This is a genomic window from Pseudomonas sp. W5-36, from assembly GCF_046540455.1.
Taxonomy (GTDB): Bacteria; Pseudomonadota; Gammaproteobacteria; order Pseudomonadales; family Pseudomonadaceae; genus Aquipseudomonas; species Aquipseudomonas graminis_B.
On sequence record NZ_JAXCIQ010000004.1, the window covers coordinates 331890 to 349649 of the forward strand.

A 17760-nucleotide genomic window follows, 5' to 3' on the forward strand; every position below is an offset into this window, starting at 1 on the left:
ATCCACATGGGGCTGACAGAATTGGGGCTGACTGAATACAGAGCGTTGCTGATCGATTGCGATGAAGTGCTGGTGGATCGCGATTCCGGTGTCTGGGCAGCGCTGCAACCGCTGCTCGACAGCCGCGGCGGGCAACCGGCCAGGGACGAAGTGCTGGCCGAATTCAACGCGGTCGTCGCTAGCCTGTATCCGCGCTTCGCCGAGCTGGGCTTCAGCGGCATGCTGTGTTTCGCCCATCGCCAACTGGCGGAAAAGTGGGGCCTGCACGCCAGTTGGGAGGAGGGCATGAGCTTCGCCCGTTCGGCGGGCAACTGGTCGCTGTTCGAAGACGCGCCCGGGGCGATGCTGTACCTGCGTAAATTCTATCGATTGCTGGTGCGCGGCGACCGCGATGCCGAGGATCGCGGCGTGCTCTGTGAGCGGCTGGGAATTGCACCGGAAGATTTCATTTCCCTGGCCGAAGGTCCGCAATGGCTCACGGATCAGGGTAATCAGGTGCAACCGGTTCTGCACGTGACCCGGCCATCGGTCGACCCTTACGCCGCGTTGGACCGCTGCCTGATCGGCCGCCACCGGGCACGTCAGCCTTCCCCCTGCGCGGCGGAGTACTGCATCAACAGCATGGCCGACTTGGTGGCGCAGCATCAGCTGTCTTTACGGCGCTGATTTTGCTAGAAGATTGTCTTACAACGGCAGTCAAGAGGTACGTGATGGAAGGGCTCGTAAAACTGGATCGGATCGACATCAGCATCCTGGTCGAACTGCAGAAGGACGGCCGGATGACCAATGTCAGCCTCGCCGATGCCGTCGGCCTGTCCGCCAGCCCGTGCCTGCAACGGGTCAAGCGGCTGGAATCGGCGGGTTATATCTCCAGCTACAAAGCGCATCTGAATTTGGCCAAGATCACTGACTCGGTCACCGTCTTCACCGAAATCACCCTCAGCGACCACAAGCGCGAAGACTTCGCCAAGTTCGAATCCAACATCCGCCTGGTCGACGAAGTCCTCGAATGCCACCTGATCAGCGGCGGCTACGACTACTTGGTGCGCTTCATGACCCGCAGCATCCAGCACTATCAGGAAGTGGTGGAAAGCCTGCTCGACAAAAACATCGGGATTTCGAAGTACTTCAGCTACATCGTCATCAAGTCGCCGGTGCTGAAGGATGGGGTGCCGTTGCGCAAGTTGTTGCGTCATTGAATGTTCGCTGAGCGGGGTTGCGGTCATTTCCTAACCCCGTTGTTTAGTTTTCTCAGACTTCCTTCGGAATCCCCCGGCAGCACAACCCCGCCATCAAGGGCATTCTCTCGCGGATTAAACAACCGCTACCCCGCGATACTCCTGACTCGTTACTAGCCCCCTCGGCACTGACTCGCCCATGGACGCTCGCGCCCATGGAACGGCTCGTTGACTGAACACGAAACTTAAAGCCGGCTTATTGACGCCATTCTAATGGCTCATTACTATCGCGCCGTTTATTGATATCACTGTGCTATTGCAAGGATGCTCTGTGGATTCCTCCGCACCTAGAGTTGGGCTTTTTTGCCTGCTCGTCTCCATTCCGCTCACTATCCTCGCGGCGCCGAACCCGGGTGATCAGGATTTGCTGCGCGACCGCCAGGAGCAACTGCTCAAGGATCAGCAGCGCCGCCTTGAAGACCTCAAAAGTCTGCCCGGCAAACAGGCCGCGCCGGTGACGCCCGCGGCCCCTGTCGATACGCGTTGTTTCACCATCACGGCGATTGAGCTCAAAGGCGCCGCGTCGCTGTCCAATAACGAGCGGCAGCGCCTGACCCAGCCTTACCTGGGCACGTGCATGGGCGTGTCCCAGCTCAACGAACTGCTCAAGACCATCACCAACCTGTACATCGCGAAAGGGCTGGTGACCAGCCGCGCCTACCTGCCGCAGCAAGATCTGTCCAAGGGGCAGCTGCAGGTGCTGGTGGTCGAAGGCCAGCTGGAAAAACTGCGCAGCGCTGCCGACGGCGGCCTGAGCAAGCGTGAACTGGCGATGGCGTTTCCGGGGCGCGAAGGGCAGTTGGTCAACCTGCGCGAGATCGAGCAGATGGTCGATCAGCTCAATCGCCTGCCGTCCAATCAGGCGCAAATGGAGCTGACGCCGGGCCAGGAAGTCGGCGGCAGCGACGTGCTGGTCAAGAACACCCCGCAAAAGCCGTGGCGCGTGAGCCTGTCGCGCAACAACGACGGCCAGCGCAGCACCGGCGAGCAACAGTGGAACACCGGGCTTGAGTGGGACAGCCCGCTGGGTCTCGCGGATCAGCTGAGCCTGCGCGGCGGTCACGACGCCATGACCGATCACCTGCACACCTCGCACAACACCGGGCTGGCCTACAACCTGCCGTGGGGCTGGTGGAATTTCAGTTACAGCTACAGCGAAAGCGAATACCGCTCACAGGCCCAGGCCAACGGCTTCGATTTCAAGCAGAACGGCGACAGCCAGACCCATCAGTTGCGCGCCGAGCGGGTCATCTACCGTGACGCCCTGAGCAAGACCTCGCTGAACCTCGGCGTCTCCAACCTGCGCAGCAACAACTACATCGAAGGCAGCCGGCTGGCCGACAGCAGCAACCGCATCAGCGAAGTGCAGTACGGCATCAACCACGGGCGCCGCGTGGGCTCGGCGTTTCTCAACCTTGACCTCGGCATGCAACAGGGCATCAGCGCGTTCGGCGCCCAGGACAACCACCACCCCGGGCCAGGCGAAGCGAATGCGCGCTATCGCAAATACACCGGCACCGTGAGCTACCTGCAGCCGTTCAAACTGTGGGACGAGAGCTTCACCTTCACCAGCCTCGCCACCGGGCAGCGCAGCGAAGACGTGCTGTTCAGCGCCCAGCGCATGAGCCTGGGCGGCTCATCGTCGGTGCGCGGCTATAAGGACCAACTCCTGGCCGGCGACAGCGGCGGCTACTGGCGCAACGAGCTGCGCCTGACCCGGCCCGTCACCCTCGACTGGCTGCGCCCGGCCTTCAGCGACTACGGCATTGCAGCGTCTTACGACCAGGGCGTGATCGCCAACGATCGCTACAACGACGACGCGCACGGGCGCCTGTCGAGCAATGCGTTCGAATGCTTTGCCCGCGGCCAGCGCGTCGCCGCGACCGTCACTTTTGCTCACTCTCTGGAGCGCCCTGGCGGCCTGATCGAGCGCGAGTCGCCGATCTATTTCCGCATGGACTTTTTTCTCTAACGTTTGACCGAGATACCTGACATGGACGTTCGCCACTTTGATTTTCTCGTGCGTCAGCCTTCGGCTGCGCTGACTGAGCGTCCCCGTTTCTGGGGCATGCCCAAGCGCGGGATCGCCTTGATTCTGGCCAACGCCATGTTCTGGCAGCCGCTGTTGGCCCAGGCCGACGGCATCGCGGTGAGCGGCACCACCAACACCACCCTGGGTCAGGCAGGGAACGGCGTGCCCATCGTCAACATCGCGGCGCCCAATGCCAGCGGTCTCTCCCACAACCAGTATCAGCAGTACAACGTCGGCACCCAGGGCGTGATCCTCAACAACGCCACCGCCCGTACCCAGAGTACGCAGCTGGGCGGCATCGTGGTCGGCAACCCGAACCTCAACGGTCGGGCCGCCTCGATCATCCTCAACGAAGTCACCGGCGCCAACGCCAGCCAGCTCAACGGCTACACCGAAGTGGCCGGGCAGGCCGCCCACGTCATCGTCGCCAACCCCTATGGCATCAGTTGCAACGGCTGCGGCTTCATCAACACACCGCGGGCGACCCTCACCACCGGCACGCCAGTGCTGGACAACGGCCGTCTTGATCATTTCCGCGTCGAAGGCGGCAGCGTGTCCATCGAAGGGGGAGGGCTGGATGCCACCAACCTCGACCAGTTCGACATCATCACCCGCAGCGCAAAGGTGAACGCCGAGCTGCACGCCAACAAACTCAACATCATCGCCGGTCGCAACAACGTTGACGCGCAGACCCTGAACGCCACGGCACTGGCTGACGACGGCAGCGCCAAACCGCAACTGGCCATCGACAGCTCTGCGCTGGGCGGCATGTACGCCGGCGCCATTCGTCTGGTGGGTACCGAAGCCGGGGTCGGCGTGAAGGTGGCCGGTAATCTGGCGGCCAGCGCCGGCGACATCCAGATCGACGCCAATGGCCAGCTGAACATGGCCCAGGCCGCCGCGACCGGCGCCGTCAACGTCAAGGCCCTCAACGTCCAGGTTCAGGGCCCGGTGTACGGCAGCAGCGTCGACCTGCAAGGCCGTGATGGACTGAACATTCAGCAGAACGTCGCCGCCCGCGATCAGATCAGGCTGTCCACCAGTGGGCAGCTGACCAACAGCGCCATCATTGAAGCGGGCGTAAATGCCGACAACAGCCGCAACGGCGCCGGCGATGTGACGATCAGCGCCCAGGACCTGCGCAACGCCGGCAACGTAGTCGCCAGTCGAACGCTGCAAGTCAGCGCCGGGCAAGCCATCAATAACCAGGGCGGCACATTGAGCGGCCAGGCCGTCACGCAACTGAACGCCGCCAGCCTGGATAACCGCCAGGCCGGCCGCGTGCTGAGTCAGGGTGGCCTGACCCTCGTCGCGACTCAGGTATGGAACGCCAGCGGCGGGCTTATCGCGAGCAATGGCAATCTGTCGATCACCGCGCAAAACCTCGACAACAGCCAGCAGGGCAAAGTGTCGAGTGCGGCGGCGTTGACGGCGGACATTTCCGGTCAACTGCTCAACAGCGCTGGCGTGATCACCGCCAGCGGCGCGCGGATCAACGCGGCGACCCTGGACAACCGTCAGGCCGGTCAGGTGCTGAGTCAGGGCGATCTGACTGTCACCGCTGGCCAGTTGCTGAACGCCAACGGCGGCCAGATTGCCAGCGACGGCAACCTGTCGATCACCGCGCAAAACCTCGACAACAGCCAGCAGGGCAAAATATCGAGTGCGGCGTCGTTGACGGCGGACATTTCCGGTCAACTGCTTAACAGCGCCGGGGTGATCACCGCCAGCGGCGCGCGGATCAACGCGGCGACTCTGGACAACCGCCAGGCCGGTCAAGTGGTGAGTCTGGGCGGTCTGACCCTCAACGCGGGCCAACTGTGGAATGCCAGCGGCGGGCTGATCACCAGTAACGCTAATCTGGCGATCACTGCGCAAAATCTCGATAACAGCACTCAGGGCAAGATCTCGAGTGTTGGGGCGTTGTCCGCGGACGTTGCTGGGCAGCTGCTCAACAGCGCTGGCGTGATCACCGCCAACGGCGCGCAGATCAATGCGGCGACACTGGACAACCGCCAGGCCGGTCAGGTGTTGAGTCAGGGCGGTCTGACCATCGCGTCAGGTCAGCTGTTGAATGCCAACAGTGGCGTGATCGCCAGCAACGGCAATTTGGCGATCACTGCGCAAAATCTCGACAACAGCACTCAGGGCAAGATCTCGAGTGTGGCGGCATTGTCAGCGGATATCGCCGGACAGCTCCTCAATAACTCCGGCGGGTTGATCACCGCCAACGGCGACGTGCAGCTCAAGGCCGCCAGCCTGGACAACCGCAAGGCGGGTCAGGTGTTGAGTCAGAGCGGTATGAAACTTGCGGCCACTCAAGTGTGGAACGCCAGCGGTGGGGTCATCACCAGCAACGGTAACCTCTCGATCACCGCCAAAAATCTCGACAACAGCGAGCAGGGCAAGGTGTCGAGTGCGGCGGCGTTGACCGCAGACATTTCCGAAGCATTGCTCAACCGCGCAGGGTCGATCACCGGCAAAGACAGTGTGCAGGTCAAAACAGCCAGCCTGGACAACCGCCAGAGCGGTCAGGTGTCGAGTCAGGGCGCACTGACACTCGCGGCCACCCAGGTATGGAACGCCAGCGGTGGTCTCATTGCGAGCAACGGCAATCTGTCGATCACCGCGCAAGACCTCGACAACAGCACGCAGGGCAAGATATCGAGCGTGGCGGCGTTGTCGGCGGATATTGCCGGACAGCTGCTCAATAACGGCGGCGGGTCGATCACCGCCAATGGCTTGCAGATCAACACGACGACCCTGGACAACCACGAGGGTGGCCAGGTGTTGAGCCAGGGCATTCTCTCGATAGTCGCCAGTCAGCTGCGCAATGCCAGCGGTGGTGTGATCACCAGCAACGGTAACCTGTTGATTACCGCGCAAAACCTCGACAACAGCCAACAGGGCAAGGTGTCGAGCCTCGCGGCCTTGACCGCGAACATTTCCGGTCCACTGCTGAATAACGGCGGCGGCTTGATCACTGCCAGCGGTGTGCAGATCAACACGACCACTCTGGATAATCGCCAGTCCGGTCAGGTGGCGAGTCTCGGCAGTCTGACCATTACAGCCCCTCAGGTCTGGAACGCCAGCGGCGGCCTTATTACGAGCAACGGCAATCTGTCGATCACCGCGCAGGATCTCGACAACAGCCAAGAGGGCAAAGTATCGAGTGTGGCCGCCTTGTCTGCAGACATTTCCGGCCAGTTGCTCAATCAAGCCGGGGTGATCACTGCCAACGGTGTGCAGCTCAAGGCAGCCGGTCTTGATAACCGCCAGGCCGGTCAGGTGTTGAGCCAGGGCGATCTGGCCATCGCCACCAACCAGCTGTGGAACGCCAGCGGCGGCTTGATCACCAGCAACGGCAACCTGGCAATCACGGCGCAAACCTTCGACAACAGCCAGAAGGGCAAGGTAACCAGTGTTGGCGCCCTGTCGGCGGACATTGCCGGGCAACTGCTCAACGGATCGGGAACGGTCAGCGCCAACGGCAGCACCCGTATCAACGCTGCCAGCCTGGATAACCGCGGGGGAGAGCTGACCAGCGTCAGTGACCTGAACCTGCAAACCGGCGAGGCGGACAACAGCGACGGCGGTCGAATCGCAGGGGAGGGCGTCACCCTCAACACCGCCGCGTTCAACAACCGCAACGGGACACTCACGAGCACCGGGGCACTGCTGCTCACAGCAGAGCAGGTCGATAACAGCGACGCAGGGCGCATTGCCAGTGCGAAGGCACTAACGGCGTCCGTCACCGGGCTGGACCAGCACAACGGCGGCCATCTTTACAGCAACGGCGATGTCAGCCTGGACCTCCACGGCGGGCTGCTCAACAACCAGGGCGGCGTGATCACGGCGCCGGGGCAGTTGCTGCTGAAAAACCTCACCCGCGTCGACAACCGCTCCGGCGAAATTTCCAGCCTCAACGCGTTTGCCCTCGCAGCTGACGACCTGCAAAACGACGACGGCTCGCTGATCAGCAAACAGGCGTTGAGCGTTCGGGTTAATGGGCAACTGAGCAACCTGCGCGGACTGATCTCCGGCAAGGGCATCGACCTGAAAACCGGCACACTGCTCAACGACGATGGCAGCGTCAGCAGTGATGCGGCGTTGAATGTGGTCGTCGACGCCGCACTGTCGAACCAGAACGGCGAGCTGTCGGCGGCGCAGATCGGTACCGTCACGGCGGCCAGTCTGAACAACGCTGGCGGGCAGATCACCGCCGATGAACGCCTGACCGTGGGCGTTAGCGGCGCGATTAACAGTCATGCCGGAACACTGGGTGCCGCCGATGGCGTGACCGTCACCGCGAGCAGTCTGGACAACAGCCATGCGGGCACGGTGGTGTCCGATGGCGATGTCACCCTCACCCTGACCGGCGCGCTGAACAATCAGGCGGGCGGCAGCATTCAGTCCAAAGGTGCGCTGGCGCTGCAAAGCCTGTCCCTGGACAACCGCGGCGGCGTTGTGTCGACGCAGAACGGGTTGACCCTGCGCAGCGCCACCGTCGACAACCGCGGCGGCTCGGTGCGTGCCACCCAGGACATGCAGCTCTTCATCGATGCGCTGGATAACAGTCAAAAGGGTTTGATCAGCGGCAAGGGCGGGATTGCGTTTCTCGGCCAGCAATTGAACAACCAGACCGGCCTGCTCAGTGCCTCCGGTTTGCTGCAGATCCAGGCCGACAGCGTGCGCAACGGCGCCGGTCGTATCGCCAGTCAGTCCGAGCTGGTCGCCAACGTCGGCGACCTTGCTCAGCAGGGTGGCGAGTTTGTCGCTCAGGGCAATCTGACGCTGACCGGCAACACCCTCGACAACAGCGGCGCAGGCTTGGTCGGCGCGACAAAAGCGCTGAAACTCGCCGTCGGCAACGTGAATAACCGTGGCGGCGAGCTGTCCAGCCAGCAGGACGTGACAATCACCGCGCAGCAACTGGACAATAGCGATGCCGGTAAAGTCATCGCCGGCACCGCGCTGCAGCTCAACGTTGATCGTCTGATCAACCGCGCCAAAGGGATGCTGTTTGGCGACACCCTGCAACTGAACGGTTCCACGCTGGACAACAGCGCCGGTACCTTGGCGAGCCAGAACGGTCTGGCCGTCGACCTTGGCGGCGCGTTGCTCAACGACGCCGGTTTGCTCAGCAGCGAATCCGGGCTCAGCCTCAAGACGGCATCGCTGTCGAACGCCGCAGGCAGTGTATCCAGCGCGGGCGCGTTGACGATCGCCACCCCCGGCGCGGTGAATAACCAGCACGGTTTGATCACCACCGATGGCGGCCTGACCCTCGCCAGTGCCAGCCTCGACAACCGCAATCAAGGCGCGATCTCCGGCAAAACCAGTGCGGCCGTGAACACCGGCGCCTTCGATAACAGCCACGGCGGCCAACTCACCAGCGCCGACACCCTGACCCTCAGCGCAGGCCAGGTCACCAATCAGGACGGCGCGCGCATCGCCGCCACCAAAGCGGTCACCGCGAGCGTGACCGGCCTCGATCAACAGGGCGGTGAACTGTTCAGCAACGGCGCCTTGACCCTCGACCTCAACCACGGCCAGCTCAACAACCAGAACGGCCTGATCAACTCCCCCGGCGCGCTGCTGCTGAAAAACCTGGCAGGCGTGAACAACCAGAGCGGCGAAATCTCCAGCACGCAGGGCTTCACCTTCGGCGCGGACAGCCTCGATAACGGCAACGGCAAACTGCTCAGCGATCAAGGGCTGATGGTGCGCGTCGCCAGGGCGCTCAACAACGTCAAAGGCGTGATTTCCGCCGCGTCCCTCGACGCCCGCAGCGACAGCCTCGACAACACCGAAGGCCTGCTCAGCAGCCGCGGTGCGTTTGATCTCACCGTCAGCAACGCCCTGAACAACCACAACGCCACGTTGGTGGCCGACGGCAAGCTGACTCTGAATGCCGCCAGCGTTGACAACGGCCTGGGCCAGATCGCCAGCAAACAGGACCTGATCGCCAACATCGGCGGTCTGCAGCAGCAAGGCGGCCAGTTGATCGCCCTGGGCGCGCTGAACCTTACCGGCGCAAGCCTGGATAACCGCCAGGACGGCCTGGTCAGCGCCAACGGCGTCATGACCTTGAACGTCGGCAGCATCGACAACCGCGGCGGCGAGCTGTCCAGCCAGGACGACATCAGCGTCACCGGCCAGCGTCTGGACAACAGCGATGCAGGTCGCGTCATCGGCCAGAAGTCCCTGACCCTGACCGTCGATCAACTGCTCAACCGCACCAAAGGCGTGTTGTCCGGCAAATCATTGCTGACGGTCTCGGGCACGCAACTGGACAACAGCGGCGGCAACCTGGTCAGTCAGCAGAAAATTGACCTGGGCCTCGGCGGCGCGCTGCTGAACAGCCAGGGCCTGATCGACAGCGAAGGCACGCTGAACGTGCGCAGCGCTTCGTTGGCCAACAACGGCGGCAGTCTTTCCAGTGCCGATGCGTTGACCGTCAACACCAGCGGCGCGATCAGCAATCGTGGCGGCAAGCTGGTCACCGACGGCGGGTTGACCCTCAACAGCAGCAGTCTCGACAACAGCCAGAGCGGCAGCATCAGCGGCAAAGGCGCGCTGTCGTTGCGCACCGGCGACTTCAATAACAGCCAGAACGGCCGCGTCAGCAGTGCGTCGACGCTGGAGATGGTGGCGGCTCAGGTCAGCAACCTCGACGGCGGCAGCATCGGCAGTAACGGCGCGCTCTCGGCCAGCGTCACCGGGCTGGATCAACAAGGCGGGATGCTATTCAGCAACACCGACCTGACCCTCGATGTGAATCGCGGCCAGCTGAATAACCAGAACGGCCTGATCAACGCCCCCGGCATTCTGCTGCTCAAAAACCTGGCCGGTGTGAACAACCAGAGCGGTGAAATTTCCAGCGCTCAGGGCTTCACCTTCAGCGCCGACAGCCTCGACAACAGCAACGGCAAACTGCTCAGCAACCAGCCGCTGATCGTCCGCGTCGCCCAGGCGTTGACCAACGTCAAAGGCATGATCGCCGCCGCCAGCCTGAACATCGGTGCAGGCTCGCTTAACAACAGCGCCGGCACCCTGACCAGCCGCGGCGACTTCGGCCTGAATGTTCACGGCCTGCTGACCAATCAGAGCAACGGTCTCATCAACGCGACTGGTGCGCTCGACGCCACCGCCGTCGATCTCGACAACCGCGGCGGCCTGCTGCTGGCCGGCACTGACCTGACCCTGCACACCGGTTCGCTGGACAACCGCACCACCGGGCTGATCAACAGCAAGGGCACCCTGCACCTGAACGCTGCGTCGCTGGATTCCAGCGACGGCGGTGAAGTCTCGGCCAAGGGCGACATGACCCTCACCCTCAACAGCCTGACCCAGAACGGCGGACGGCTGCTGGGTGACGGCGCCGTGACGCTGGACCTCAACGGCGCCGACCTGAACAACCAGCGCGGGCTTATCACCGCGAAAGGCGCCTTGACCGTTAACCGGATGCGCGACTTCAACAACCAGGCTGGCGAGATGTCCAGCGCCCAGAGCTTCACGTTGACCGGGCGTACGCTGGACAACAGCAACGGCCGACTGATCAGCAACCAGAACCTGGTGCTCAACGGTACTACGCTGGTCAACCAGGCCGGCCTCATCTCCGGTTGGGCAGGGCTGAGCGTCAGTGGCGCCACGCTGGACAACCGCAACAGCGGCACACTCTCCAGCCGTAGCGGCGACGTCGGTGTCAACCTGACAGGCGCGCTGCTCAATGGCGCCGCCGGGGCGCTGGTCAGCCAGAAAGCCCTCAGTGTTCGCGCCGCCAGCGTCGATAACCGTGGCGGGATTCTGTCCAGCGGCGGCGGCCAGACGTTTAACGTCAGCGGCGTGCTGGACAACAGCCAGAACGGCTTGATCGACAGCGGCGCCGCCCTGACCATCAATGCCGCCGGCCTCGGCAACGCGGCAGGCACGGTCAACGCGCAACAGAACATCAGCTTCACCGGCAGCGATCTGGACAACAGCGCCGGCACGGTCGCGGGCAACGCCGCCGTCACTCTTGACCTGCTCGGCACCCTGACCAACAGCAATGGCAAGCTCGCCAGCGCAGGGGATCTGCTGATCCAGCGCGCCGCCCAGATCAATAACCAGGGCGGTCAACTGGCCAGCCAACGGGCGCTGACCCTCACCACCGGTGGCCTCGACAACAGCAATCGCGGCACCGTGGCCGCCAACGACCAGCTTCAGGTCAACGCCGGCGGCGCCGTGCAGAACGGCAACGACGGCCTGATCTACAGCAAAAACGCCAACCTCCGACTGCAAGCCGCCAGCCTTGCCAACGCCAGCGGGACCCTACAAAGCCAGGGCGCGCTGGACCTGACCGTCAACGGCGACATCGACGGCCCGAACGGCCGGATCATCGCCCAGGCCGGCAACCTCAACCTGACCGCCAACAACGTCGACAACCGTGGCGGCGTGCTGTCGAGCCTGCAGAACGCTTTCGTCGCGCGCATCACCGGCGTGCTGAGAAACGGCTACGACGCCAATCTTCAGGGCGGCATCACCCAGGCGCAAAGCCTCGATATTCGCGCACTCGCCGGCATCGACAACTACGGCGGCCGGGTATCGGCTCAGGGCGGCGACGCGCTGATCAACACCGGCAGCGGCAACTTCGACAACCGCAACGGCGGCCTGTATGCCAGGCAGCGGATCAACGTCACCGGCAACAATTTCGACAACAGCGGCGACAACGACGGCCAGATCGCCGGTCAGCAAATCGACCTCAGCCTCGCCGGCGCGCTGAACAACCGACTGGGCATCATCGAGAGCGACAGCACCCTCAGCATCAGCGCCGCCAGCCTCGACAACCAGACTGGCAAACTGCGTGCGCTCGGCACCAGCGGCCTGACCAACCTGCAGATCAGCGGCCTGTTCGACAACCGCAACGGCGCTTTGGAAACCGCCAACACCGACCTCGCGGTGGGCGTCGGCAGCCTGCTCAACGGCGGCGGCAGCATTCTGCACGTCGGCAGCGGCAACTTCGGCGTGTCCACCGACAACGTCATGAACGCCGGTGGCAGCCTGGTGACCCGCGGCGTGCTGACCCTCAACGCCGACACCTGGACCAACAGCAGCGTCCTTCAGGCCGGCACGTTGAACGTCAACGTCAACAACTTCACCCAGACCGCGGCGGGGCAGTTGTTGGCGTCGACGGCCTTTGTCGGGACCGGCGGGAACTGGATCAACGATGGGTTGATTGCCAGTGACGGGGCGATGAATGTCTCGTTGTCGGGCGGGTATTCCGGTAATGGCCGACTGACCAGCCTGGGGACGTTGGGGCTGAGCGCGAATCGACTGGATCTGAATGCGCCGACCTCCATTGCAGGGGGTGGGCGGACGGATATCAATGTGGCGGGGGCTGTGACCAACTACGGTCGCCTGACTTCAAGTGCGGACTTGTTCGTCAATGCGGGCAGCGTCACCAACTATGGCACGTTGGGCGCGGGCCAATCCCTGACGATCACGACGCCTTCGCTTAACAACAATCAGGGGCTGATCTTCAGCGGCGCGAACATGCAGCTGAACACGGGGACCCTGACCAACACGAAAGGCGATTTCTACAGCCTGCGTGATCTCACCATTGGTGGCTACGGGACTGGCCGATCGGACCAGGTCTCCAACGTCTCCGGTTCGATGGAGAGCGGTGGCAAGTTCACTATCAGCGCCACGGTGTTCGAAAACCGCACCGAGGGTTCGGGGGGCGCGCAGAACTTTGCGGTCGGCCGCACGTTGGTAAGCGGGTTTATTGCGGTGCAGTGTGTTGACTGTAGTGGTGACACTTACAGGGTGAATTACATTGCACGTGAGAACTACGATGCAGGCCAGGACAGCGATACAAGTGCTTCGTCGCTGATTACTGCTGGTGGTAATTTCAGCTTTAACGGCAGCAAATTTTTAAATAGTAAAAGCACTGTGAGCGCGGGCGGTAACATCTCTATTCAAGCGGATAATGTTAAAAATATCGGAGCTGTGAGTGGTGCGATTGAAAGAACTAGAACTTATTTCTCTGGTGATATTACCGACGGAACCTACTACCGCTCATCTGATTCCCTAGCTAGTTATAATCAAAGTAACGACCCTGGTTTTCCTGGTTTTTATTATGCAGATAGTCAGGGCAGTTTACGAAAAGGGGTCATTGTGCTTGAGGAGGGGCAATCCGGTGGAGATAGTCCTTCTACAGTTTATTCCTGGGGGGTAAAAGATGCGATTACTCTTCAGTACATTCAAGATGCCCTGGCACCCTATAAAGACAATTGGGAAAAAATCCCAAAGTCCAAGTACGACCGTAATAATCTTGTGCAGCTACCTTCTTCAATTACGAAGTATCAGCTCGTCAGCGACGTCGAAGTCGCCAAAGACGGCACGGGCAACGCCGGCCGCAGCGCCGTCATCCAGGCGGGCGGAAACGTGGCGATCACCGCCACCAAAGACCTGCAAAACAGCGTCATTCACGAAGACTACGCCTCAGCCGGCGGCACCAACAAAGTCGCCGACACCCACGCCAACGGCACCGGTCAGACCGTCGTCGTTCGCTTGAACGCACAACTGCCGCCCGACCTCGCGCAAAAGCAAGTCGACCCCACCGCACTCCCAGGATTCAGTCTGCCTGCTGGGCAGAACGGCCTGTTCCGCCTGAGCGGGCAGGGCGGCAGTAACGCTGCTGTCACTGCACCCACCACCGCACCACAAAGCTGGACCATGACAGGCGCCAGTGTTTCTACCGCTCAACGCGATCAAGCCCTTCCTGTTGGGCAGGGCAGCAGCCTGCAAATCGCCTCCGCGAATCAGGCACTCAGCACCGGCCGGCAGCTCGGCGATTCCACTCGAAATCCGTCGGGCATCAACGCCGATGCATCGGCCTTTAACGTCTCCACACCGGGCGATTCCGGCAGCGGCGGGTTCTCGGTTCCGAGCCACCAGACCAGCGCGGGCGGCATTGCCGCCGTCGAGCAGGTCGCAGGAGTCGAAAGCGTCACAGGTGTCAGAGGCGTAGCCGGTGTCCGCGGTGTTACCGGTGTCACAGGCGCAGCAGGTGTCACTGGCGTCTCGGAAGTTCCGGGCTCTACAGGCGTTACCCCCATTCCCGGCATCAAAGTCATCAGTGGCGCAAACCCCACCGGCATCAGCCCGGGCCAATCGGCAACCGCCCAGACGGTCGAAAGGGTTCAGGGCTTGCCCTCCACCGCAGCCACGGCGCGCCCCGGCAAATACCTGATCGAGACCAACCCGGTGCTCACCGACCTCAAGCAATTCATGAGCTCCGATTACCTGCTCGCGGGCCTCGGCTACAACCCCGACGAAAGCGCCAAGCGCCTGGGCGACGGCCTTTACGAACAGCGTCTGGTGCAGCAAGCCGTTACCTCACGTACCGGCCAGGCGTTCATCGACGGACAGACCTCCAACGAGGATCAGTTCAAGTACCTGATGAACAACGCCATCGCCAGCAAAACCCAACTCAACCTGACCGTCGGTGTCTCGCTGACGTCCGAGCAAGTGGCGGCGCTCACCCACGACATCGTCTGGCTCGAAGAGCGCGAAGTGAATGGCGAAAACGTGCTGGTGCCTGTGCTGTATCTGGCGCAGGCCAATGGCCGTCTCGCCCCGAACGGTGCCGTGATCGCCGGTAAGGACGTGACCCTCATCGCCGGCCAGAACCTCGACAACGTCGGCACCCTTAAAGCGACCAACAACCTTTCCGCCACCGCCGGCAATGATCTCGTCAACAGCGGCCTGATTTCAGCCGGCAACCGCCTGGACCTGCTCGCGGGCAACGACGTCACCAACAAAGCGGGCGGCATCATCGCCGGTCGCGACGTCACCGTCACCGCCATCGGCGGCGATGTCACCAACGAGCGAACGGTCACTTCGCTGGACAGCGACGTGCGGGGCCAACTGCATAAGGAGTACGCCGACAACGCAGCGCGCATCGAAGCCGCCAACGACCTGAGCGTTTCCGCCGGCCGCGACATCAACAACATCGGCAGCACCTTGCAAGCCGGTCGCGACATGACGCTGAACGCCGGGCGAGATGTCAACACCGCCGCAACCCAACTGACTGACAGCCTCTTGCTGAACAGCAAACACACCAGCAGCGACATCACCCAGATCGGCTCGACCGTCAGCGCAGGCCGCGACCTCTCGGTCCAGGCCGGACGAGACATCAACGCCATCGCCAGCCAGATCGACGCCAAACGCGACATCGCCATGGCCGCGACCGAAGACGTCACCATCAGCTCGGCGGCGGATGAAGAGCACTCGTACAGCAAGAGCAAAAAGGTCAAGCGCCAGGAAGACCACGTCAGCCAGGTCCAGACCGAGATCACGGCGGGCGGGAGTGTTGCTGTGAGTGCCGGGCAAGATCTGACGCTGATCTCCAGTCGGATCACTGCGGGTGATGAGGCGTACCTCGCCGCCGGAGACAAACTCGGCGTTTTCGCGGCACAGGACAACGATTACTCGCTGTATGACATGAAGAAGAAAGGTCACTTCGGCGCCAAGAAAACCAAGCACGACGAAGTCACGCAGGTCACCAACATCAGTAGCGAGATCACCTCTGGCGGTGACATGGTCTTGGTGAGCGGAGGCAACCAGCATTACCAGGCCGCGAAGATCAACAGTGGCGATGATCTTATTATCAAGAGTGGCGGCTCCATAGCGTTTGACGCGGTTAAGGACCTCCATCAAGAGAGCCACGAAAAAAGCAATACGAGCCTTGCGTGGAACTCCATGTCAGGCAAGGGCAAGACCGATGAAACCTTGCGCCAGAGTGAACTGATCGCCAAAGGCGCTGTGGCAATCAATGCGGTGGATGGCCTGCATATCGAGGTCAAGCAGGTTAATCAGCAGACGGTTAGCCAGGCGATTGATGCGATGGTCAAGGCTGATCCTGATCTGGCTTGGCTGAAGGATGCGGAGAAGCGGGGGGATGTTGACTGGAAGCTGATCAAGGAGACTCACGACTCTTACAAATACAGCAGCTCTAGCCTGGGTCAGGGCGCGATGCTGGCGATCATCATTGTCGCGACTGTATTGACGGCTGGTGCCGCTAGCGCGGCAGTTGGCAGCGCTGCTGGTGCCGGTGTGGGAAGCGGGACCGCAATGGCAGCGGGTGGTAGCACCGCCATGGTGGAAGCCGGTACTGCGGTGGGGACCGCAGCAGCAGGGTGGGGCAATGTTGCAGCAACTGCTGCACTGACCTCCTTGGCGGGTACGGCCGCCGTGAGTGTTATCAACAACAAAGGCAATCTCGGAAACACGGTTAAAGATACTTTTAGCAGCAACAGCCTGAAGAATGCGCTCATCGCAAGCGTAACCGCGGGCATGATTGATTACGCAGACCACAATTGGTTCGCCAGCGCGGGTGATGCGGCGAATGGCGGTTCGAAAGTCATTACAGCCGGGCCGACCCAAAATCCTGGCTATGCGTCGAGCATGCTACAGCCCGACAGTTGGGCGAATACGCTGGCACGCAGCGGCACGCACGCTCTGATCAACGGCGGGGTGTCGACAGCGATCAATGGAGGTAACTTCGGTTCCAATCTGGCGGGCGCGGTGGTTGGCGAGGGCGTCGATCTTGGTTCCGCTTTGGGAAACAAGGTCGTTGGAGACTTAGCCGGGGAGCTGCACATTGCGCCCGAACTTGTGCAAAAGGTCGTGCTGCACGCCGTCTTGGGTGGGTTAATTTCCAAGGCGACCGGGGGTGACTTCGCAAGCGGGGCGATCGCAGGCGGGGTGGCGGAAGGGCTCACGCCGCTAGCGAATAATTATCTGGCCCAGTACGTCAGTGATCGATTCTCAGCAGCTGACCTTACAGAAGCCGGAAGCCAAGCAAAAATCACAACAGGGCAACTCATAGGCTTAATCGCTTCGAGTATGGCGGGTGGTAGCGCTGCTACCGGTAGCCTCATTGGGGGCGCGAGCGAAAAATACAACCAACAAGGACACCACGCTGGCGGTCATGGTGAGGCACCTGATAATGCCGATGAAGCGCTGGAAGAGCTGAAAGAGACGTTTGATGTTTTTCATCCTTTGGATGATCACAATCCCGTCGGGGACCACGTTGATATCCTTGATCCGGTGCCAGGAAAAGGTCCGCCAATCGTCGGCGGCTCGGGTTCTGGGGCAAAAGAGGCGGGCTTCATCAGTGCTGGCCCAAAAGTCCCTCCAAAATTGCAACCTCTATCGAATCCTCCTCAGGGGCCAGTTATTCCTCCGGGCTGGGTAAGTCGTCCAGGTAAAACGCAAGGTAGTACAATCTACTATCCATCCGGTTCCGACCCAAGTGCTCCAGGTAGCACATATATTCGGTTGATGCCTTCAGGTTCTACGCCTGTTCCCGGTTTGGAAAATGGATACTGGATATCCGTGAAAAATGGGCAACCTATAAATCCGGCCACGGGTGGAACTGGTGCAAGGGGAGATACGCATGTGCCACTGCCACCCAACACCGTGCCGCCTAAGCGTTAAGAG

General features: G+C 61.8%; 4 protein-coding genes. All 4 read left to right on the plus strand.

Annotation, left to right across the window (positions count from 1 at the left end):
• Positions 1 to 21 precede the first annotated feature (21 nt).
• Positions 22 to 666 (plus strand): 2-haloalkanoic acid dehalogenase, encoded by a 645-nt coding sequence (locus SLW74_RS09860; RefSeq protein ID WP_410928817.1) that lies wholly within the window; start codon positions 22 to 24, stop codon positions 664 to 666.
• 44 nt (positions 667 to 710) lie between these two features.
• Positions 711 to 1199, plus strand: coding sequence for an Lrp/AsnC family transcriptional regulator (locus SLW74_RS09865; RefSeq protein ID WP_003174918.1), 489 nt, complete (start codon positions 711 to 713; stop codon positions 1197 to 1199).
• A 346-nt stretch (positions 1200 to 1545) separates the two neighbouring features.
• Positions 1546 to 3210 (plus strand): ShlB/FhaC/HecB family hemolysin secretion/activation protein, encoded by a 1665-nt coding sequence (locus SLW74_RS09870; RefSeq protein WP_410928818.1) that lies wholly within the window; start codon positions 1546 to 1548, stop codon positions 3208 to 3210.
• Positions 3211 to 3231: 21 nt separating this feature from the next.
• Positions 3232 to 17757, plus strand: a complete 14526-nt coding sequence (locus SLW74_RS09875) for a filamentous hemagglutinin N-terminal domain-containing protein (protein ID WP_410928747.1) — start codon at positions 3232 to 3234, stop codon at positions 17755 to 17757.
• The last annotated feature ends 3 nt before the right edge of the window (positions 17758 to 17760 follow it).

Bases quoted from the DNA above. Each gene is read 5' to 3' on its own strand.
- SLW74_RS09875 (WP_410928747.1), top strand. From the start codon at position 3,232: ATGGACGTTCGCCACTTTGATTTTCTCGTGCGTCAGCCTTCGGCTGCG.
- SLW74_RS09865 (WP_003174918.1), top strand. From the start codon at position 711: ATGGAAGGGCTCGTAAAACTGGATCGGATCGACATCAGCATCCTGGTC.